23 protein-coding genes are annotated in these 19,693 nt (G+C 66.7%); 12 read left to right on the plus strand and 11 right to left on the minus strand.

Translation table 11 applies throughout. From position 1 onward, the window contains the following. The coding region (locus VHK65_15555; protein ID HVS07564.1) for a hypothetical protein at positions 1-1,317 on the plus strand (1,317 nt) is incomplete at its 5' end. On the opposite strand, the gene VHK65_15560 is transcribed toward VHK65_15555, so the two are convergent. Then, positions 1,314-2,708, minus strand: a complete 1,395-nt coding sequence (locus VHK65_15560) for an AarF/UbiB family protein (protein ID HVS07565.1) — start codon at positions 2,706-2,708, stop codon at positions 1,314-1,316. The genes VHK65_15555 and VHK65_15560 overlap by 4 nt on opposite strands. A 298-nt stretch (positions 2,709-3,006) precedes the next feature. Here VHK65_15560 and VHK65_15565 point away from each other — a divergent pair, with 298 nt between their 5' ends. Genes VHK65_15565 through VHK65_15575 form a run of 3 tightly spaced genes read left to right on the plus strand, consistent with a single transcriptional unit; the run spans position 3,007 to position 7,105 of the window. Then, entirely contained in the window at positions 3,007-3,909 is a 903-nt protein-coding gene (locus VHK65_15565) for a phosphotransferase (GenBank protein HVS07566.1), read from the plus strand. Beyond that, positions 3,906-6,338, plus strand: coding sequence for an FAD-dependent oxidoreductase (locus VHK65_15570; protein HVS07567.1), 2,433 nt, complete (start codon positions 3,906-3,908; stop codon positions 6,336-6,338). The genes VHK65_15565 and VHK65_15570 overlap by 4 nt, the downstream gene beginning before the upstream one ends. Continuing rightward, positions 6,335-7,105, plus strand: coding sequence for an inositol monophosphatase family protein (locus VHK65_15575; protein ID HVS07568.1), 771 nt, complete (start codon positions 6,335-6,337; stop codon positions 7,103-7,105). The genes VHK65_15570 and VHK65_15575 overlap by 4 nt, the downstream gene beginning before the upstream one ends. A gap of 55 nt (positions 7,106-7,160) precedes the next feature. Here VHK65_15575 and VHK65_15580 read toward each other — a convergent pair whose 3' ends face one another. Both VHK65_15580 and VHK65_15585 read right to left on the minus strand, forming a co-directional pair. Further along, the gene (locus VHK65_15580) at positions 7,161-7,316 is read right to left on the minus strand and encodes a DUF1059 domain-containing protein (protein HVS07569.1); all 156 of its coding nucleotides are present in this window, start codon (positions 7,314-7,316) and stop codon (positions 7,161-7,163) included. A gap of 34 nt (positions 7,317-7,350) precedes the next feature. Continuing rightward, entirely contained in the window at positions 7,351-7,653 is a 303-nt protein-coding gene (locus VHK65_15585) for an antibiotic biosynthesis monooxygenase (protein ID HVS07570.1), read from the minus strand. 63 nt (positions 7,654-7,716) lie between these two features. On the opposite strand from VHK65_15585, the gene VHK65_15590 reads away from it, so the two are divergent. Together VHK65_15590 and VHK65_15595 are read left to right on the plus strand one after the other, a co-directional pair. Continuing rightward, positions 7,717-8,469, plus strand: coding sequence for a BTAD domain-containing putative transcriptional regulator (locus tag VHK65_15590; GenBank protein ID HVS07571.1), 753 nt, complete (start codon positions 7,717-7,719; stop codon positions 8,467-8,469). 70 nt (positions 8,470-8,539) lie between these two features. Continuing rightward, positions 8,540-9,061, plus strand: coding sequence for a plastocyanin/azurin family copper-binding protein (locus VHK65_15595; GenBank protein HVS07572.1), 522 nt, complete (start codon positions 8,540-8,542; stop codon positions 9,059-9,061). On the opposite strand, the gene VHK65_15600 is transcribed toward VHK65_15595, so the two are convergent. After that, on the minus strand, positions 8,987-9,895 hold the full coding sequence (locus VHK65_15600; protein HVS07573.1) for an arginase family protein: 909 nt from the start codon (positions 9,893-9,895) through the stop codon (positions 8,987-8,989). The two genes, VHK65_15595 and VHK65_15600, sit on opposite strands and share 75 nt — an antisense overlap. 10 nt (positions 9,896-9,905) lie before the next feature. Further along, positions 9,906-10,280, minus strand: a complete 375-nt coding sequence (locus VHK65_15605) for a hypothetical protein (protein HVS07574.1) — start codon at positions 10,278-10,280, stop codon at positions 9,906-9,908. An 18-nt stretch (positions 10,281-10,298) separates the two neighbouring features. On the opposite strand from VHK65_15605, the gene VHK65_15610 reads away from it, so the two are divergent. Further along, positions 10,299-11,375, plus strand: a complete 1,077-nt coding sequence (locus VHK65_15610) for an alkaline phosphatase family protein (GenBank protein HVS07575.1) — start codon at positions 10,299-10,301, stop codon at positions 11,373-11,375. Here the strand turns inward: VHK65_15610 and VHK65_15615 are convergent. Beyond that, complete coding sequence (locus tag VHK65_15615; protein HVS07576.1) at positions 11,372-12,031, minus strand: MBL fold metallo-hydrolase; 660 nt, start codon at positions 12,029-12,031, stop codon at positions 11,372-11,374. The genes VHK65_15610 and VHK65_15615 overlap by 4 nt on opposite strands. Before the next feature lie 263 nt (positions 12,032-12,294). On the opposite strand from VHK65_15615, the gene VHK65_15620 reads away from it, so the two are divergent. From VHK65_15620 to VHK65_15640, 5 genes are all read left to right on the plus strand, one after another. Continuing rightward, complete coding sequence (locus VHK65_15620; GenBank protein ID HVS07577.1) at positions 12,295-12,729, plus strand: phage holin family protein; 435 nt, start codon at positions 12,295-12,297, stop codon at positions 12,727-12,729. Continuing rightward, positions 12,693-13,196 carry a DUF3618 domain-containing protein gene (locus tag VHK65_15625; protein ID HVS07578.1) on the plus strand — a complete coding sequence of 168 codons (504 nt, stop codon included), beginning with the start codon at positions 12,693-12,695 and terminating at the stop codon, positions 13,194-13,196. The genes VHK65_15620 and VHK65_15625 overlap by 37 nt, the downstream gene beginning before the upstream one ends. A gap of 251 nt (positions 13,197-13,447) precedes the next feature. After that, positions 13,448-15,541: a transglycosylase domain-containing protein gene (locus VHK65_15630; protein ID HVS07579.1), complete on the plus strand. Its 2,094-nt coding sequence runs from the start codon at positions 13,448-13,450 to the stop codon at positions 15,539-15,541. Positions 15,542-15,551: 10 nt separating this feature from the next. Further along, positions 15,552-15,833: a hypothetical protein gene (locus tag VHK65_15635; protein HVS07580.1), complete on the plus strand. Its 282-nt coding sequence runs from the start codon at positions 15,552-15,554 to the stop codon at positions 15,831-15,833. Then, positions 15,724-16,494: a maleylpyruvate isomerase family mycothiol-dependent enzyme gene (locus VHK65_15640; GenBank protein HVS07581.1), complete on the plus strand. Its 771-nt coding sequence runs from the start codon at positions 15,724-15,726 to the stop codon at positions 16,492-16,494. The genes VHK65_15635 and VHK65_15640 overlap by 110 nt, the downstream gene beginning before the upstream one ends. Before the next feature lie 132 nt (positions 16,495-16,626). On the opposite strand, the gene VHK65_15645 is transcribed toward VHK65_15640, so the two are convergent. Genes VHK65_15645 through VHK65_15665 form a run of 5 tightly spaced genes read right to left on the minus strand, consistent with a single transcriptional unit; the run spans position 16,627 to position 19,631 of the window. Further along, the gene (locus VHK65_15645) at positions 16,627-17,400 is read right to left on the minus strand and encodes a class I SAM-dependent methyltransferase (GenBank protein ID HVS07582.1); all 774 of its coding nucleotides are present in this window, start codon (positions 17,398-17,400) and stop codon (positions 16,627-16,629) included. Continuing rightward, a complete protein-coding gene (locus VHK65_15650) occupies positions 17,397-18,152 on the minus strand; it encodes a DUF2071 domain-containing protein (GenBank protein ID HVS07583.1) in 756 nt (251 codons plus the stop codon). Before VHK65_15650 ends, VHK65_15645 begins: the two co-directional genes overlap by 4 nt. Beyond that, positions 18,152-19,045 (minus strand): DUF3419 family protein, encoded by an 894-nt coding sequence (locus VHK65_15655; GenBank protein HVS07584.1) that lies wholly within the window; start codon positions 19,043-19,045, stop codon positions 18,152-18,154. The genes VHK65_15650 and VHK65_15655 overlap by 1 nt, the downstream gene beginning before the upstream one ends. After that, positions 19,042-19,395 (minus strand): DoxX-like family protein, encoded by a 354-nt coding sequence (locus VHK65_15660; protein ID HVS07585.1) that lies wholly within the window; start codon positions 19,393-19,395, stop codon positions 19,042-19,044. Before VHK65_15660 ends, VHK65_15655 begins: the two co-directional genes overlap by 4 nt. Next, positions 19,392-19,631, minus strand: a complete 240-nt coding sequence (locus tag VHK65_15665) for a hypothetical protein (GenBank protein ID HVS07586.1) — start codon at positions 19,629-19,631, stop codon at positions 19,392-19,394. Before VHK65_15665 ends, VHK65_15660 begins: the two co-directional genes overlap by 4 nt. Between the last annotated feature and the right edge of the window lie 62 nt (positions 19,632-19,693).

Below are 19,693 nucleotides of genomic sequence, written 5' to 3' on the forward strand. Positions count from 1 at the left end.
ACCAACGTTCCGGTCAGCGGCGAGATCCGCGCCGACTATCTCAGCCGCCCCGCCCACGATCCGACGATCAAGCTCGACCCGACCGCCGGGGTGACGCTGGACAACCCGCGTTGGGATGGCACGACCTTCATCGTCGATTACCACGGCCTGCGCGAGAACAGTCTCTACCACGTGGAGCTGGACCAGGACGATTCAGCGCAGGCGGGTGACGGCCAGGAGAACACGAAGCAGACCGGGGAGCAGAAAAAGGGCGGTTCGACGTCCAATAGCGAGCACAAGCAGATCAAGGTGCGCTGGTCATTTCGCACCGGCACGCTTCACGTGGCAACCCCAACCCCCATCGTCTCCACGCCGACGCCGACGTCGAGGCCAACTCCGACGCTCTCCGTCACGCCGACGGCTTCACCGTCGCCGACGCCAGACCTCATCTGGTACAGCGGCGACAGCATACCGGGAACTGTCGCATCAAATGGCGTCGACTGGAATGGCAAACGACTCAAGACGGCGCGATGGGTCGGTACGCTGCAAGCTCCGGACGGCCGGCTGATCTATAACGCGATCACCCCGAGCACCGACATCTACGATGCCGACGGCACCATGGCCGGATCCATTGCCGCTTCACCAGCGATGTGGGCCGACGATAGCCGCCAGTTCTGCGGGGTCAGCTACCAGGCGGCATCGGCGACGCGCAGCCTTCTCCTGCTGCGGCTGGACGGGACCGTGCATATTGTCGGGCCGGTCGCGCTCCAGGATGGTGGCGGCAAGCCGGTCCAGACCGTGTCGGTTGTGGCCTGCAGCGGCCTGACCGGCCGCGCCGTCGTCGTCGGCTCGTCCGACGGATTCAACTGGAGCAGCGCCATGATCTCACTTACCGATGGCAGCGTCATCTACCAGATGCGCTACCCCAACCCACCGACTCGGTTCGCTGCCAGTCACGATGGCCATTACATCGCCGAACAGATGGGCGGTGGGTCGGCGACGCTGATCCGGGAGTTACCGAGTGGCACGGTGGTGGGACAGGTCACAGGCATCACGGTGCAGGGGTTCTCCTGGGATGGCACCCTGGTCGCCGGTGGCATTCAGGGCAACAGCGGTTTCACCGGCGCCGAGGTCATTCGCTGGCAGGACCGGCAGGTTGTCTGGAACCGATGCGGCTGCCCCTCGCCCTTCCAGGTCAGCGTGATCGCGCAACCGAACGGCAGCAAAGTCGCCGTCGGGACGCTCGATCAACATCGCATGGGCACGGTCACCATCGTCGATGCCAGCGGCGCGGCCCAGCGAGTCGTGGCCAACAAGCCTATCCAGCTGATTTTCTAGGACCGCCCCGAGCGCAGGATGCTCCAGGCGACATACACGCCCAGAATGCTCGCCAGGACGAAGCCAGCAAGCAAGATGGCGGCGGTTTGGGGATCGCTGCGCACGTGGTAAGCGGCGAGCAGGACCGCGAGTGCCACCACGAACGCCGCGGTGACAATACCAAGCACCAGGCGATTCGCAATGCGCTCCAGCCGGCGGAGCAAAGGCTCGAACCCGGTGGGCCGGATCGCCAGCTCGAGATCGCCGCGCTGGAGCGAGCTCAGCAGGCGGCGGAGTTGTTGCGGAAGTTCCACCCCCAGCCGTGCGAGGTCGATTCCGGCCTGGCCAACCGACCGCCCCCAGCCCAAGGGCGAGAAGTGTCGTGCCATCATCCCCTGCGCATAGGGCACGAGCACGGTCGTGAACTCGAAGCTTGGGTCCAAGCGAGTCACGAGGCTCTCATGCATCAGGACGGTTTTCAGCAGCAGCGCGTAGCCCGGCGGCAAATGCAATCGATGCCGGCGGACGACGCCGAGGACGTCGTTGACGACTGGGCGGATCGCAATGTCACCGACCGGTCGGCCGTAGTAGCGAGCCCGCAAGTGTTCTACATCCCGCTTCAATACCGCGCGGTCGACGTGGTGGCCGGCAACGCCCAGTTCGTACAACGCGTCAACCTGACGATCCGGCTCCTCGCTGGTGTACGCGAGCAGGGCCCAGACGAGCTGCTCCTGGATGCGCGGCCCGACGATGCCGACCATCCCAAAGTCGACCACCCCGATCCGCTCGTCCGGCTCGATGACGAAGTTCCCCGGATGCGGATCGGCGTGAAAGAAACGGTCGCGAAAAACCATCTTCAGCACCATCCGGGCTCCGTTCATCGCGATCCGACCACGGTCGACGCCGGCCGCATCGAGGCCGGCGAGGTCGTCGATCTTGATGCCGACGAGCCGCTCGAGCGTCAGGACGCGGGCCGTTGTCTGCTCCCAGAAGACACACGGGAAGTGGACGGAGTCATCGCCGGCGAAGTTGGCGCTAAAGCGTTCCGCATTCCTGCCCTCTCGGATGTAGTCCGTTTCGGCCCGCAACGTCTGTGCGAATTCATGGACCAGCCCGACCACGTCGTACTCCTCGGCCACCGGCCAGCGCCGGCTCGCGGTCGTGGCCAGGTTGTGGAGGACGCGCAGGTCCAACTCGATCTGGCTGACGACATCGGGACGCTGCACCTTGACGACGACGGCCGTCCCATCCGGGAGGGTGGCGGCGTGCACCTGCCCGATCGACGCCGCGGCCAGCGGCACTGGGTCGAAACTGCCGAATACTTCCTCAACCGGCCGCCCGAATTCGGCCTCGATGATCGAGTTGACGAGACCGGTCTTGAGTGATGGCGCGGCATCCTGGAGCTTGGCCAACTCAACCTGGTACGCAGCGGGCATGAGGTCGGCTCGCGTCGAAAGGATCTGCCCGAGCTTGATGAACGTTGGGCCAAGCTCTTCCAGTGCGCGCCGGACGTGCTCCGGGCGTGAGAGCGGCTGCTCGTAGTTGCGGTTGAAGATGCGCTGGAACGGAACAAAGCGCTCCAGGCCCGTGATGCTGATGAAGAAGCCGAGCCCGTGTCGGGCGAGGACACGGCTGATCTGGCGGTAACGGCGGGCCGTTGATTGCGGAGCGATGCTTGCCAGCCTAGCAGCGGCGCTACGCTATGCACCGATGGAAGTCGAGCTGCTGAGCGCTTCGGTCCTGGATCGGGTGCCGGGCTGGAGGGGACGGCCGCGGACGGCCGAGCCGCTCGCCGGCGGGATCACGAACCGGAACTACCGGGTGGCCGTCGACGGCGAGGTCTTCGTCGTCCGGATTCCCGCCGAGAGTGGCAGCTTGCTGGGCATCGACCGGCGGGTCGAGCGCGAGGCCAGCCGCCTCGCCGCGGCCGCCGGGGTCGGTCCCGACGTGATCGCCTTCGTCGAGCCGGAGGGCGTGCTGGTCACGCGCTTCATCGAAGGACGGCCGGTCCACGACCACGCGGTCCACGAGCCGGTCATGCTGGAGCGAATTGCGCAGTCGCTGCGACGCATCCATCAAGCAGGCTCCATCGCCAGCGTGTTCTCCCCTTTCCGCGTCGTCGAGGCCTATGCGCTGATGGCCACCCGGCACGGTGGACGCCTGCCGGCGGCGCACGAGCGCGCCCAGGCGGTCGCGGTCACCATCGAAGGCGCGCTGTCGCCGCAGCCGCCCGTGCTCTGCCACAACGACTTGCTGAACGCCAACTTCATCGATGACGGCGTTTCCATCCGGATCGTCGATTGGGAGTACGCCGGGATGGGTGACCGCTTCTTCGATTTCGGCAATTTCGCCGTCAACCATCAATTGACCGAGGACGACGAGGCCCGGTTGCTGGCCGCCTACTTCGGCCGAGTCGCCAGCGCCCAGCACGCCCGTCTCAAGCTGATGCGCCTGATGTCCGACTACCGCGAAGCGATGTGGGGCGTGCTGCAGCAGGCGATCTCCGAGCTCGACTTCGATTTCTCGGCCTACGCCGCCAAACACTTCGACCGCCTGCTTACCGGCGCCGCGGATCCACGCTTTGGCGATTGGCTGGAGCAGGCCACCGCGTGACCTTGCCCGGTCGCGCTCGGGTTGTCATCATCGGCGGAGGCGTCGGCGGTACCAGCATTGCCTACCACCTGGTCCAGCGCGGCTGGCGTGATGTCGTGTTGCTCGAACGGGCCCAGCTCACCAGCGGCTCGACCTTCCACTCGGCGGGCCTGGTGGGACAGCTCCGCTCCACCATGCCGCTGACCCGCCTGATGATGGACAGCGTCGCGCTCTACGCGCGGCTCAAGGATGAGACCGGTGTCGACGTCGGCTGGCGCCCGGTGGGCAGCCTGCGGCTGGCCTCATCGCGCGAGCGGATGGAGGAGCTGGAGCGCCAGGCCGGTTGGGCGACCAGCTTCGGCTTGCCGCTCGAGCTCGTCAGCGCCGGCGAGGCGCAGCGGCGTTTTCCCTTGATGACGCTCGCCGGCGTCATGGGCGCGGCCTTCCTCCCCACCGACGGCTACCTCGATCCCAGCGGCTTGGCCTTGGCGCTCGCGGAAGGTGCGCGGCGCGGCGGCGCCCGGATCCTCGAGGGCGTGCGCGTGACCGGAATCCAGGTCGATCGCGGCGCGGTGCGTGGCGTCGACACCGAGGGGGGTTCGATCGAGACCGAGGTCATCGTCAACGCCGGAGGGATCTACGCGCCCGAGATCGGCGCGATGGCCGGGTTGACGCTTCCCATCGTTCCGATGGCGCACCAATACCTGCTGGCGCGCATCAAGGACGAGATTCCCGAGGAGCTTCCGACGATGCGCGATCCCGACTTGCTCGTGTACTTCCGCCGCGATGCGGGCGGGCTTTTGATGGGTGGCTACGAACGCGATCCCGCACCGTGGGGCCTCGACGGCATTGCTGCCGACTTCAACAATCGTCTGCTGCCGGAAGACTGGTCGCGGTTCGAGCCGCTGTCCCAAAACGCCATCACGCGGGTGCCCTCGCTGGAGCACGGTGACGTCATCAAGCTGATCAACGGACCGGAGGCCTTCACGCCCGACAACGAATTCGTCCTCGGCGAATCGAGCGTCCGCGGGTTGTATGTCGCGGCGGGCTTCTGTGCCCACGGGATCGCCGGCGCGGGCGGGATGGGCCGGGCGATGGCGGAATGGATCGCCGACGGTGAGCCCAGCCTCGACCTCTGGAAGATGGACCTGCGGCGGTTCGGCGATGCCTATCGCAGCCGCGACTACACGTTGGCGCGCACGGTCGAGGTGTACTCGACTTATTACGATATCCATTATCCGAACGAGGAACGCCGGGCGGGACGGCCGCTTCGCCTCTCGCCCACCTATCCGCGATTGACCGAGCTCGGCGCCTGCTTCGGCGAGAAGTCCGGGTGGGAGCGACCCAACTGGTTTGCGCCGAATGCGGCAGCGATGGATGGGCTTCAGCGGCCGGCGGGCTGGGCCGGTCATCACTGGTCACCCGCCATCCCAGCTGAGCACCGCGCAACGCGCGAACACGCGGGCCTCTTCGACGAGACGTCCTTCGCCAAAATCGAGGTCAGCGGTCCCGGTGCGCTCGCCTTTCTGCAGCGCCTCTGCGACAACGAGATGGATCGCCCCGTCGGAAGCCTGACCTACACGCAGATGCTGAACCGGCGCGGCGGGATCGAGTGCGACTTCACGGTGACGCGGCTCGACGAGGATCGGTTTTTCATCGTCACCGGGACCGCCTTCGGCAACCACGACCTCAGCTGGATGCGCAAGCATGATCCGCGGGACGGCTCGGTCACCCTCGACGATGTCGGCGCCGCCCGTGCCTGCCTCGGCCTCTGGGGCCCACGAGCGCGGGACATCCTGCAGCCCCTCACCGACGCCGATCTGTCGAACGACGTGTTTCCCTACCTGACGGCGCAGCAGATCACGGTCACGACGGTGCCCTGCACGGCACTGCGCGTGACCTACGTCGGCGAGCTCGGTTGGGAACTGTACTGCCCGATCGACCGCGGGCTCGAGCTCTGGGATGCGCTCTGGCGGGCGGGCACGCCGCTCGGGCTAGTCGCGGGCGGCTATCGTGCCATCGACTCGATGCGGCTGGAGAAGGGCTACCGCGTCTGGAGCAGCGACATCACCCCAGAAGACAACCCTTATGAAGCCGGCCTCGGATTCGCGGTGCGCCTTGGCAAGGCGGTCGACTTCATCGGGAAGGACGCCCTCCTCCAGGCGAAGGCGGATGGGGTCAACCGGCGGCTGCGTCCATTGCTCCTCGATGATGGGAGCGCGATCGCGCTGGGCGGCGAGCCCGTGCGGATCGATGCTCGCGTCGCCGGGCGCGTGACCAGCGGAGGCTTCGGTTACACGATCGATCGCAGCATCGCCTACGCCTACCTGCCGTCGGATCAGGCGACGCCGGGCACAACCGCCGAGGTCCAGGTGTTCGGGCGCTGGGTGCCGGCGACGGTGGCGCGCGAACCGCTCTACGACCCGTCTGGTGAGAGGATCCGGTCCTGAGCGAGCGCGACGAGGTCCTCGCCTTCGCCCTGGAGCTGGCCGACGCCGCCGACCGCATCTCGATGCGATATTTTCGCCGTCGCCCGCGGGTCGATCGAAAGCCGGACCGCACCTTCGTGACCCAGGCGGACACCGCCATCGAGCTGGAGCTGCGGGAGCGCATCGAAAAGAAATATCCGATGCATGGGGTGCTCGCCGAGGAATACGGCGACCGCACGTCCGACAAGGAGATCCGCTGGATCATCGATCCGATCGACGCTACCCACAGCTACCTGCGCGGCGTCCCGGCGTTCGCGACGCTGATCGCGCTGGAGCGCGCGGGCGTGCTGGAGGTGGGCCTGATGTCCGCGCCCGCGATGCATGAGCGCTGGCACGCCGTGCGTGGCGGCGGTGCCTGGGCCGGCAAGCGACGTCTGCAGGTGTCGAAGATCTCGCAGCTCGAGGACGCCCAGGTCTTCTACGCCTCGCGCAGCGCCTTCGCCGCCGTGGGCAAGGAGCGCGGCTTCGATGCGGTCGTCAGCGGCGCCTGGCGCGACCGCGGGTTCGGCGACTTCTGGGGTTACGCGCTGGTGGCGGAGGGCGCCGGCGAAGCGATGTTCGAGCCCGAGCTCTACTCCTGGGACCTCGCGGCGCCGCTGATCCTCGTCGAGGAGGCGGGCGGACGCCTGACGGACCTCAAGGGAAATCGGACCTACGCCGGAGGAAACGCCCTGGCAACCAACGGGCTGCTCCACGATGTCATCCTGGAAAAGCTGAACCGGGCGTAACCCCCCGGCCCTCCCCCACCGTGCTTGTGGGGAAGAGTCGGGGTGGGGGGTCGGTTTAGGAGTGCTGCTCCACCGGCACCGCCAGGGACAGCGCCTGCTTGCGGGTCACGCCGAGGTGGTGGACCTCCTTCGCGTGCCGCTGCACCTCCGCCACGAGCTCGTCCTCGTTCGCCGACTCGACCGCCCAGCCGCAGTCGCAGCGCACTCGCATCACCATCGCTGACGAACAGGATAGGCCCCCGGGCTCACCATTGGTTCCAGCCGGAGTCGGCCCAAACGGTGACCTCAGGCGCCCCTTCGAACAGACGGCCGAAGAACTCGATGATTTGCGGACTCGAGGCGAACGCGGCCGCTGCCTCCGGCGATTTCCACTCGTCGACGCCCAGGAAATCGCTAGGGTTCCGGGGGTTGAGGTAGACGTGATGTGAGATGTCGCCCGCCTCCTGCGCCATGTGGCGCGTGGCTGCGGTCACCTCGTCGTGGATCTTCCGAATCGCTCCCACATCGTTCCCCTTTAGAGTCGCGCGGATCACTATCTTTACTGCCATGGTCGAGCACCTCCAACTGAATTTGGCCGATTATCGCAATGCGACCTTGAGGAATCCTTGGGGGTGCTGAGGGTTTACTTGGCGGGGCAACTCAGCATCGAGCTCGACGGTCGTTTCCTGGGCGGCGGCGACATGCCGCTTCGCCAGGGACGCCTCGCGTTCGCTTATCTGGCGTGCGAGCGCGAGCGAGCCGTACCGCGTGAGGAGCTGGCGCAGGCGATCTGGGGCGATCTTCTCGCTGCCGCCTGGGACTCCGGGCTCACAGCGTTGATCAGCAAGCTGCGTGCCGCATTCGGCCGCATCGGCCTGGACGGCCGCGCTGTTCTGACGACGACCGATGGCGGCTACTGGATGCGCCTGCTGCCGGGCTCGTGGGTGGACCTCGAGATTGCCAGGCACAGCCTGCACAGCGCTGAGAGCGCCGCCGCCGCGGGGTCCTTCAACACCGCTTACGGTGATGCGGTCGTGGCCGCGACCATCCTTCGACGGCCATTTCTCGAAGGTAACGACGAGCCGTGGATCCACGGCCGGCGCCGAATCCTGCACGCCCAGCGGGTGCGCGCGCTTGACTGCCTGATCGACGCACTTGCCTGGAACGGCGAGCTCACGCTCGCACTGACCCATGCCGATGAGGTGATCGAGCTCGAGCCTTACCGCGAGCGCGGTTACCAGCGGCTCATGCGGCTGCACGCACAGCTGGGTGACCGCGCCGAAGCGCTGCGGGTCTTCGAGCGGTGTAGGACGCTCCTGTCGGAAGAGCTGGGCGTCGACCCGTCGCCCGAGACGATGTCGGTGCACGGAGAGCTGCTCTCGTAGGCCGGTCGCCCGAACGCGCGTAACGCGCGCGCGTAATCCATTCGAAGAGTCTCCAGGGGGAGGTCAATCCATGCGAAGAGTATTCCTGGCGTTCGCCATCGTCATCCCGGGATTGCTGTTGGAGCCGCTGGCGGCAAGCGCGGCCAACTCACCGGCGCAGATCGTCAACTGCGCGACGGCTCCAACCTGGTGCTTCAGTCCGAATCCCATCCGCATCACCGCCGGTTCGACCGTGACCTGGACCAACGCCACCGCGCCGACGCACACCTCGACTTCCGACACCGGCGTCTGGAACACCGGCAACATCGCGCCCGGCAGCACCAGCAGCGCGGTCTCCTTCCCGACGGCCGGGACCTTTACCTATCACTGCGCCATCCATCCGAGCATGACCGGGTCGGTGATCGTGTCTGCGGCGGCGCCCACTCCCACCAGCCCGCCCGTTCGCGGGCTCGCCTCCGGTGGCGGCGGCCCGCAACTCCCGATCGGGGCGGCCCTACTGCTGCTCGGCTTCGGCCTGCTAGCGGCGCGCGGCATTCGCCGCGACCGGCCGCAACGCGTCCGCGAACGCGTCGATAAACTGCCGCACCAGTAGACCGTCCGGATCGTGGTCCGGATTGATCTCGGTCACGACCAGCGCGGCCAGCTTGGGCGATGCGACGAACACGCTCAGGCAGCGCATCGTGTCGCCGAACGACAGCGCATCGTAGTGTGGCCAGTTCCCTAGCGGGATCTCGGCCGAATCCATCACGTCGACGTCGAAGTGCACGACGATCGCCCGTGCCCGCTCCTCGAGCCGCGCCCGGGCGGCGGCCGCCTGCTCGACCGGTCGGTCGTCCATCGAGGTAACCGGATATTGCAGCATCGCCGACGTCTCGAGCAGCCGAGCTTCCGCCGGCTCGATCTCGTAGGGCTGAAAGCCAAAGAGGACGATCCGGTCTTGCGGGACGAGCGGGAATCGAGGCCCGATGTGGGCCAGCTCGGGATCACCACTGCCGATCAGATGCGACATCCCCATCGAGTCGAGGATGCCCGAGTGTGTCGTCTCCGGCGTCGTCAGGTCGGCATCGCCGTCGACATAGATCAGGCCGAGGTCGGGTTGGTGACGCAACAATCCAGCGACGACCCCGAGGGTGATGGTGCAGTCGCCGCCGAGGACCAGCGGAACGAGCTCGCGCTCGACCGCGCCGGCGACGACGTCGGCGACCTGTCGTGCGACCTTGACCACCCGGGGCTGGCTCTGTCGCTTGCGGTTGTCTTTGTCGGGCGAAAAGCGAACGACCGGGAGATCGCCGAGGTCCTCCACCTCCAGGCCCGTTTCCCGGAGCGCGCCGAGCAACCCGGCCTCGCGGAGCGTGGCGGGCGCCTTCTCCTGGCCCGGACCGTGGGCGCCGGCGCTGGAGGGAACACCGATCAGGCCGAACTTCATCGTCGTTCTCCTACGGTACCTCGACCCGCACCAGGACGTGCGAGCCATCTCGAACCATCCGCCGCAGCCCCTCCGGCGTGGTCGCGCCCCACATCCCCCATCGCTCGACGACCTGGTCCTGGACGGCGGCAGCGAGCTCGGTAGGATCGGTGAACAGCACCCGTCCCTCCACCGACGGACCAACCCCGGGAACCGTCAAACGAACCCAAGGATCGTTTCGCCAGCGCGCCACGCGCACCGCGTAGGCGTAATTGAAGAGATAGATGTCGCCCTCGGCGGTGACGATGAACCAGACGCGGACCGCGCGCTCGCGCCCATCCTCGCGCGAGCTCACCAGCAATTCATCCGCGCCATCGAGCGCTTTGCGGAATACCGGCGGGAGCACGCACGTCAGAATAGGCCGATGACCCGCGTGGTCCTGCTCGGATTGGATGGCTTCCCGCATCGCGCCGTCACGGCGGCTCTGACGCCGCGAATGTGGGATCTGGCGCAGCGAGGCGGACGTGCCCCCGCCGGTGGGTTGACCGACCTCCCCTCCTCAACCGATCCGGGGTTCTGCACTCTGCTGACCGGTTGCAAGCCGCCGACTCACGGGGTACGAACCACGGCCTGGCGCTTCGCCAGGCTGCCGGAGTGGGCCGGTTTCGAAACGCCGCGCGTACCGACGATCTTTGACGCCTGCCGCGCAGCCGGCATGCGGACGGCGGCCATCGTCGCCGACGACCGAGGCCTGTTGTGTACCGGATCGGCCGACGTTCGCTGGCCGCCGGACGGCGCGATCCCACCCGGAACGCCGGTGGACGCGCACGGCTATCCCACCAATGCCGCCGTTCGACCACAACTGTTGCAGGCGCTACGCGAGGAAGCCAATGCCTTCGTCTTTGGACATTTCAACGAGTCGGACACGGCCGGGCACGACTATGGGCCGGAAAGTCAAGCAGCCCGGGCGTGCTACCAGGCCACGGATCAGTTGGTCGGCGAGCTGCTCGACACGCTCGCCGCTAGCTGGGCGGACACGGTCATCATCATCGTGTCTGACCACGACATGCAGTCGAGGAACGCCTCCGCACCGATCAACCCGCTCGACGACAATGTGGATGGCTGGTTCGACGTATACATCCCGGACGGTGGCGCCGCGCTGGTTCACGTCGTGCCCGGTGTCGACCTCGCACAAGCGAGTGGGGCCCAGCAGCGGATGGCGGGCGTCGAAAGCTGCGTGGCGATCAGTGATTCTGTCCTGATGGTCGGTGCCAAACCTGGCCGGATCTTCGCCTACGATGTGCTTCCTGCCGGGGGGTTCCACGGCGGCCCGCTGACCGCGCGGACGGTCGCGCTGGTCGGTGGTGGGCACCCCGCCGTCACGCAAATCGCCGGGCTGATCAGCGCCGGGCGACCCCATCTCGCGGACTGGACGCCGACGATCGCCGCCGTGCTCGGCATCGACCTTGGACCGGTCGACGGCGTGAGCCTGCTGCGCTAGCCCGGCAACGCCGCGGCCGTCTTGCGGAGCGCGAGGAAGGCGCGCACCGCCTGGTCGGCACCGGCAAGAATGGCCGGCCCGTGGCCAAAGTAGGCGCGCTCATAGTGCAGCGGCTCCAGCCGCTGCGGCGCGCGCATGGCCCGTTGATGCGAATGATTGACGTTCCAGGGTGGGGTGCGGATGCCGCGTTCGTTGTTCAGGATGTCACCGAGAAAGAGCGCGGACTCCGATTCGGAGTGAAGGCCGATGCTGCCCGGCGTGTGTCCTGGCCCGTGGACCACGGTCAGCCCCGCGATGGTTTCGCCGTCCTCGAGCAGACGCGCCGCCCGGCCCGCGCAGGTGACGACGAACCTGGCCAGCCCTGGTGGCAGTCGGTCGGCCAGGCCCCACAACGTCATGCGTTCCCTTGGCCGGCCTGGCTGCAGGTATGGCGCGTCGGCCTGGTGCACGGCGAGACGCGCGCCCGTCGCCTGGCAGAGGGCGAGCGCGGTGCCCGCGTGATCGATGTGGTGATGCGTGAGGATGACCCAATCGATCGCGCCCAGGCCCTGCTGCTCGACGAATCGACAGACCGCCCGGAAGCTGCCCGTGTAGCCAGGGTCGATGACGGCGATACCCTCGGCGCCCTGGTGCAGGTATGCCTGTGCGCCGCGCACGCCAGGGATCCGATGGATCACGGCCGCCGGAAGCCTGGCTCGGGGCGTCGCCCCACGCGAGTGGCGCGGGACGTGCCACACGAGCGTTTGAGACGTTGCCGCCCTAGGGCCCTTTGAAGCCCACCTGCGGCTTGGCCGGGGTTCGGGATCACGGGATCGTTTTCCATCGCAGTTAGCTTAACGTAAAGTTGACAGGCACGCTATAATGTTTACGTTCTAGCATGGCTCTAGACGGCGGCGACAGGACGGAAGGAGGGCTTCGGATGGATTCTGCTTCCCGGGCTTCGGCCACGGAATCGGCGCGGACGGCGACAAACGGAAATGGCACGCGTGGCCTGATCGATCTTGCTCGGCTGGCGGTCGAAGACACCGTCCGCCTGGTCCAGCAGGAAATCCAGCTGGCCAAGATCGAGCTCAAGGAGATGCTCCAGAGCAACCTCAAGGCGGCGATCTTCCTGGGGACCGCGGCGTTCTGCGGGCTGCTCTTCTTCATCATGCTGCTCGTCACGATCGCCCTCATTATTCCGGCGCACGCGCTCGTCGCCGGCATCGAGACCGTTCTCTTCCTCGTGCTTGCCGTCATCCTCGGCCTGGTCGGAAAGGGCATGCTGAAGATCGGACCGCCACCCAAGACGATGACTACGCTGAAGGAGGATGCCGAGTGGGCCAAACAAGTACTGAAGCGAAACGGGAAGTAGAGCAGACGCGCGCCCACCTCGGGGAGACGCTCGAGGCTCTCCAGCTGCGCGCCAAGCGCAACCTCGACATCAAGACGCAGCTGCAGACCAACCGCATCCTCCAGCTCTCGGTCGGCACCCTGGTGCTGGCCGTCACCGGCTTTGCGGTGTTCGGTTACCGGCAGCGACGCCGCCGCTCAACCGCCGAGCAGCTGGTTCGCCGGCTCAAGTTGAATGACCTGCGCGACCGGTTGGGGGACTTCCGCGACGACGCCAAGGCATGGGCCTCCGCGCAGAAGCGGATCGTCAAGGCCGACGGTAAAAAGAAAGTCGAAGTCCAAGCCAAGGAGAGCATCGGGCGGCGGCTGCTGGTCAGCGCCGCAGAGGCCGCGCTGACCGCCCTGGCTGCCGGCTATGCACGCCGGCTCGTAAGCGGGTCGAGCACCCCGCACGAGCGCGGGCACGCGGCCGTCTCGAAGAAGCGATAGACAAGGGCGCACCGACTCCACCTCAGAGCGGGCCCACGACAGGCCCGCGGCCACCGGCACCCGAGCCTCCCTCTGGAGCCGGGCAGGGTGGGAATAACGATCCCTCCCCCAATGGGGGCGCGCAGGGTCCTGAGTCCGCCTCCCCATCTGGAGGCGCACGCCAGCGCGCCTCGGCGGCCAAGCCGGCCGGCTGGCGGCCCGGCTGGTTTGATGACAGGCTCGAATGGCTCAAGATCCGGCGCAACTGGCTGGTGTTGGCGGGCATCGTCTTTGGCCTGATCCTGTTGCTGGTGCTCGGCACCTTCGCCTACGCCTTCGCCACCCTGCCCGATCCCAGCCGGCTGGATCTGGCCGGGGGCGACATCCAGATCTTCGACCGCAACCACCAGTTGATCGAGCAGCGCAACGCGCAGGGCGTTCGCGTGATCCCGGTCGACCTGAAGGCGATCAGTCCGAACCTCGTCAACGCGACGATCGCGGTCGAGGACAAGCACTTTTACCAGCACCACGGTGTCGACTGGGGCCGCGTCATCAAGGCCGGCATCATCGACGTAATCACGCGCCGTCCGCAGCAGGGGGCCAGCACGATCACCGAGCAACTGGCCAAGATTGCCATCCTGCAGTCCCCGAAGAAGTCGATCCTGCGCAAGCTGCGCGAGGCGATGGTCGCGACCGCCCTGGAATCGAAGTACAGCAAGGACGACATCCTGAGGCTGTACCTGAACAGCATCTATTACGGGCATCGTGCGACCGGCGTCGAGGCAGCCGTCGAGACCTATTTCGGAAAGCACGCCAAGGACCTGACCGTGGGTGAGGCCGCGCTGCTCGCCGGCCTGCCGAACGGCCCAACCTATTTCGATCCGGCACTGCACAAGGACCGCGCGCTCGAGCGGCAGGCGATCGTGCTCGACGCCATGGTGAACAGCGGCATGATCACCAGCGCCCAGGCTGACCAGGCCAAGAACGAACCCCTCAACTTTGTCTTCAAGGAGAACCGGAGCAGCCAGGCGCCGCACTTCGTCGACTACGTGTTCGAGCAGCTCGAAGCCAGCTATGGCCCGTCGGCCGTCGCGAAAGGTGGCTTCTCGGTCACGACCACGCTCGACCTCAACCTGCAGAAGGCCGCCGAGCAGGCGGTGGCCGTCGGTCAGCAGAAGTTGGGGCCGCTGGGCGCCGACAACGGTGACTTCCTCGCGATGGACCCCAAGACGGGCCAGATTCTGGCGATGGTCGGCTCAGCCGACTTCCTCAACAACAACATCCAAGGCCAGTTCAATGTCGTGACCGGGCTGCGGCAACCGGGCTCGTCGTTCAAACCGTACGCCTACGAGCAGGCGTTCAAGTCGCACAGGCTCACCATGGGCAACATGCTCGACGATACCTCGCGTCATTTCGCCAACGGGCAATTCCATGACTTCGACTACCGCGACATGGGCATGATCACGGCGCACAGGGCGCTGCTGCTGTCCCGGAATATCCCGGCGCTCGAAACGATGCAGGCCACGGGCGTCGACAACGTCGTCAATTTCGCCCACGACATGGGCATCACAAACACGCTCAAGAGCGAGGTGACCACGGCCATCGGATCGAGCGAGGTGCGCATGCTCGACCATGCCGTCGGGTATGGCGTCTTCGCCAGCGGCGGCATGCGCCACGACCCGGTGTCCGTCATCGAGGTGAAAGACCAAGCTGGCAACACGCTGGACAAGCCGAACGCGCCCGCGGCCAAGCAGGTGATCAGCGCCCAGGAGGCCTACCTGATCACGTTCATCCTCAAGGACTACGCGAGCCAGTGGAATCTGGGATGGAACAAGCCGTTCGCCGGGAAGTCGGGGACGACGAACAACTACCGCGACGCCTGGATGATGGCCTACTCGCCCAACCTGGTGATCGGCGCCTGGGTCGGCCATACCGGTCCGGGAAACCAGGACATGAACGGGGTCTACGGCAGCATGGTCGGAAGCTCCGTGCTCAAGGACTTCATCAACAACGGCCTGACCCAGGCGCACTTCAGCGTTGAAGCGTTCAAGCGTCCCGACGGCCTCGTCGACGGACCGCCATGCGCGAATAGCGCGAACGTTTCGCCATCGGCGTCCCCATCCGCCTCGCCGTCAGCCGCCAGCACCAGTTCCGAGAAGGAGCTCTACCTGCCCGGCACCGAATGCAAGGCAGCCCCGACACCCTCCGCCACCCCATCGCCTTCCCCGAGCGACGTGCTGTCGCCTGTTCCCTCGATCGTCCCGAGCGGCATCCTACCGAGCTCGAGTCCCAGCCTGACTCCAGCACCGACTCCAGCACCGACCCCAACACCGACACCCGTGGCAACTGCCAGCGCATCGCCCTAGAATTGCCGTGATGGCGAAGAAGCCTGCGACGAGCAAATCGGCCCCAAAGAAGGCGAGTACCGCCAGTCCGGTAAAGCCGCCGCATAAAGAAAACGCCATCGAGCGCTTTGCCGAAAGAGTCGAGGCCCGATTCTTCGAAGGCGCGGAAATGGCGACGGAGACGACCTCAGCCGAGACAAACATTGCGCTGGCCGCACTCGCCGCCATCGAAGGCCCTCGAGAGCCGAAGCCCGCGTCGAAGGGGAAACCCGCCAACGCCAAGCGCAAGAGCCCTCGACCCAAGAAGCGCTAATCCCTTCCCCGTCTACGACCGGGAGGTTGCGCGACTCCGGACCCACCTTCGCGCCCTCGACCAGCAGGGTTGGTCGGCGCGCAGCCACTGTCGCGGCTGGAGCGTCAAGGACGTGGTCGCCCATCTGTCGACCGACGAGGTCTACAACCAGGCCTGCCTGGACGGGACGTTGGATGAGCTGCCTGCCAGCGACGGCCTCGGTGGATGGAACGGCCGTGGCGTACGGCTTCGCCGCGCGATGAGCCCGCTGGAGGTGCTGCAGGAGTGGGAGGCGCGGCAGGCGCTCGTCCGTTGGGCCTGGGGCAAGATCGGTGTCGATGGGCGGATCGAGACGAGTGTCGGCCGCTACCCGCTGCGCCTCCAGGTCTGGCACCTGGCTCGCGAGTACGCGATCCACGCCGATGACATCCGGGTCCCGATGTTAGAAACCAATCGTCGCGACCAGCTGCGCTGGCGCATCGCGTTCGGCCTCTTCGCGGCCCGGGAAGAGGGCGAGCCCGTGAATGCCGAGCTCGCCGCAGAGGAGGTCTACCTCCGACTGGACGGAACGCGTCACCGGCTCGAGCCCGAGACGTTCATTGCCTACTTGACCAACCGCCCCCAGCAACTGACCGATCCGAAGGAGCGGGCACTCGTCCGGCGCTTGGGCGCGACGGGATAACCTATCTATCGGATGCCCAAGCAGCAGTATCTGTGCACGCATTGTGGGCGGCGCGTCTTCGCGGAGCGTGGACCGCTGACCGCGATCAAGCTCTGCCGTTCGTGCTTCGAGAAGGCGCGCGCGGAACAGCGGTCAGGCCTGCACAAAGACGAAGGCGCGCACGAAGACCGTCCGTGAGATCTCCTCGCTGAGCCGGAATCCTGTCGCATCGGCCACGCGCAACCACTCCGATCGCGGGAAGAAATGGAATGCCCCCGGCCCAAAGGCCAAAAGATTCCAGGCGTCGCGTAGGTGCTCGACGAGCAGGACCCTCCCACCCGGCTTGATCACGCGTGCGAGCTCGCGAAAGAAGGCCTCTTTCGAGGCGGGGCGGCGCAGCTCGTGGGCAACGAAGATCACCGTGACGAGGTCGGCGGCAGCGGCCTGGAGCGGCAGCTTCCGAAAGTCGGCGTCGACCGAGGCGAGCATGGAGCGCGCCTTACGCCGCGCCCGCGCGATCGACGGCTCGGGCATCTCCACTGGATCGTAGATGTCGAGGATTGTCACCTCGGCGGCGGGATACATCTCCTGGAGCGCCAGGCTTGTTTCGTCCAGCCCTGCGTGGATGTTCACCACGTGCCCCGGATTCGGTGCGATCCGCTCGCGGATCCATTGCCACCGGTAGAGGTCCGAGCGATCGTACACATAGTGCGAGACGGCGAGGGAGAGCGCGAGCCCGACGAGCGCCGCGATCGCGCCGAGAATCAACAACCCCGCGAGCACGGTCGGCGGATGCGTCACAACGACCAGCCCAACGACGAGCAGGGAGCCGAAGATCGCGGCGACGTAGAGACTCCAGTTGTAGCGGACGATCTGGAGGACTCCGTCGAATGGGCCGCGCGTCACTCGATCGACGGCAGAGTTCACGCGGCCTCCCTGAGCCTCTCCACGACCCCGCGCTCCCACCGGTAGGGCACGTTCTCGACGTGAAAGGCGTTCGCCAGGATCGGTGTGACCGTGTTGAACGGCGGGTGTTCGAGGAAGGTGGCCTTTCGCACGACGACGGAAATCGGCTGCGGCTCCCAGTGCGTGCGGGTGGCCTTGATCATCACGATCGAGTTGGTCTCCCGCTCGTAGTCAAAGGTGTACGGCAGCGGCCCTGCGAAGCGGCGCGCGTCCTCGAGATTGGTGAAGGGCGAGCCCGCCGGCAGCGGCGCGGGCCGGCTCGAAAGGTCGGCCACCACGTCGAGATCCGCCGCCGCGCCCGGGCTGGTCACCGTGACGTGGAGGCGGTCACCATCGGTCACCATGGCGGCCCGGCAATGGACGTAGCCGTAATGCGTCAGGAGATTTCCGCCAACCGCCATCAGCCGCCGATCGGTGTCGCTACGGAGGATCCTCAACCCGCGGAGCGAGAGCTTGGAAGAGTACCGGGTGAACAGGCGGTACCCGGTCAAGAAGAAATCGACCCCCAACGCCGACGGCAGAAACGCGGGATGCAGGCGCCGGGTCTGCACCATCGCAATGGCAATGAACCCGTAGTCACCGTAGGTGTCGACCGCCAGTCCCGGTGGGAGGAGTTGCTGCAGCGTTTTCGCCGGGTAGGCGTAGGTGAGGACGAGCGAGTGCGTGAAGAAGGCGCTGATGGCGAGCGGGTGGCGGCGAAGGCGATAGAGCATCAATGCACCTTCTCGACTGTCAGCCGGCCCCAGAGCATCGAGCGGTCGCGCGCCGCCCATTCCGTCGACTCGCCCAGCGGCGGCTCCATGAAACTGCGGAGCACCACCACAGCTCCAGCCTGCGCGCTGCGGCGGACGGCCGCCATCAGGCGCTCGCCGTAGGCCGGCTCCGTGCCGTCCAGAATGTTCGACAGGCTGAACCCGATGAAGGAGGCCGGCGGGCAGCTCTCGAGATAGGCCGCCGCATCGGCGCACACCAACTCGATCCGCTCTGCAGCCATCGGGGGTGCCGCGTAATCCGGAGGATCGGTCCCGAGGAAGAACCGCCAGGCGTAAGGGTTGGTCCGGTTGGGATGGAGGGCCCAACAGCGCTCCAGCCGCGCCCGGATGATGCGATCGAAGCGCTTGGGGAGCACCCGCACGAACGTCGAGCTGTAGATGGAGCGCAAGGCCAGCGGGTTGATCGCCACCGCCAGTGCCGCCTTGAAGCGCGCCGTGTCGAGGCGGGCGTGCCAGAGGCGGACCTGCTCGGATGGATCGGCCAGCTCGAGGAACTGTCGAATCTTCGATCGACGTAACCCCATCAGCGGAAGGAATCGCCGGCCGGCGGCGAAGAACCGGTCGGCCATCCCGGCGCGCGGCGCTGCTCCGCTGAGGCGCGAACGGACGTAGTCCACCTGCGCCGGGTTGATGTCGACCGCTGTCACCGCCAGCCCGCGGGCCGCCAGCGCCATGCTGGTACTCCCGGCCGAGGCGATGCAGAAGACTCGCCCTGACGCCGGCAGCACCTCGGCTTCGATGTCCCAGTCCTCGTACATCTGTCCGAACAGCAGTCGGGGCTTGCCCTGACGCGCATCGAGACGACCGCGCTGCCAGGGGGTGGAGGCGCTCACCGCCGTGCCGTGCTCCAGATCAGGGCGACGAGCGCGAGGTTTTGCGTCACCATGTTCGCCGGCTCGGCGATCGTGCCGCGGCTGAAGAGCAGGCCGCCGCCATTCATCGCACCAAGCAGGGCCGTCTGCGCCGCAGCCGCGCTCCGAGGCGCGCGACCGCTCAGCACCCAGGCCGCCAGCGCAACCTCGAAGGTGCCGACCATCGCCAGCACCTTCCTGGCGTGGGCCGGGCCGACACCGGGCAGATCGGCGACGACCCTCAGATGTCGCTCATTCGGGGCAACCAGCTTGCACCAGCCACCCTGGTAGAGCCACACGGCGGCGATCGCCATCCTGGCGAGCACCCTCATCGCGTCGCCGCAAGGCCAAAGACGATCGCGAGAAAGGCGAAGGCCACGATAAAGACAACGTCGGCCAAGCGGTTTTGCCGTCGGATCTCGGCCGGGTAATAGAGGAGCTGGATCGGCACCCGAAGCAGCCAGAAGATCGCCAGGAAGGTGCTCAGAAACCGGCCGAGCGGCCGGCCACTGACGAGTTCATCGGGGAACAGCAGCGAGAGGGCGGCGAAGCCGAGGACGACCAGCACGATGTAGGCGGCGTGGACGTAGAAGATCTGGCGGACAATCTCCGAGGCGCCGGCCAGGTTCT

The organism is Candidatus Dormiibacterota bacterium (assembly GCA_035544955.1).
GTDB lineage: Bacteria > Chloroflexota > Dormibacteria > CF-121 > CF-121 > CF-13.

Excerpts from the sequence above, each read along its gene's own strand:
- VHK65_15620 (HVS07577.1), top strand. The coding sequence starts at position 12,295 with ATGGATTCTGCTTCCCGGGCTTCGGCCACGGAATCGGCGCGGACGGCG.
- VHK65_15585 (HVS07570.1), bottom strand. The coding sequence starts at position 7,653 with ATGGCAGTAAAGATAGTGATCCGCGCGACTCTAAAGGGGAACGATGTG.
- VHK65_15595 (HVS07572.1), top strand. The coding sequence starts at position 8,540 with ATGCGAAGAGTATTCCTGGCGTTCGCCATCGTCATCCCGGGATTGCTG.
- VHK65_15610 (HVS07575.1), top strand. The coding sequence starts at position 10,299 with ATGACCCGCGTGGTCCTGCTCGGATTGGATGGCTTCCCGCATCGCGCC.
- VHK65_15580 (HVS07569.1), bottom strand. The coding sequence starts at position 7,316 with ATGCGAGTGCGCTGCGACTGCGGCTGGGCGGTCGAGTCGGCGAACGAG.
- VHK65_15650 (HVS07583.1), bottom strand. The coding sequence starts at position 18,152 with ATGCTCTATCGCCTTCGCCGCCACCCGCTCGCCATCAGCGCCTTCTTC.
- VHK65_15660 (HVS07585.1), bottom strand. The coding sequence starts at position 19,395 with ATGAGGGTGCTCGCCAGGATGGCGATCGCCGCCGTGTGGCTCTACCAG.
- VHK65_15635 (HVS07580.1), top strand. The coding sequence starts at position 15,552 with ATGGCGAAGAAGCCTGCGACGAGCAAATCGGCCCCAAAGAAGGCGAGT.
- VHK65_15565 (HVS07566.1), top strand. The coding sequence starts at position 3,007 with ATGGAAGTCGAGCTGCTGAGCGCTTCGGTCCTGGATCGGGTGCCGGGC.
- VHK65_15600 (HVS07573.1), bottom strand. The coding sequence starts at position 9,895 with ATGAAGTTCGGCCTGATCGGTGTTCCCTCCAGCGCCGGCGCCCACGGT.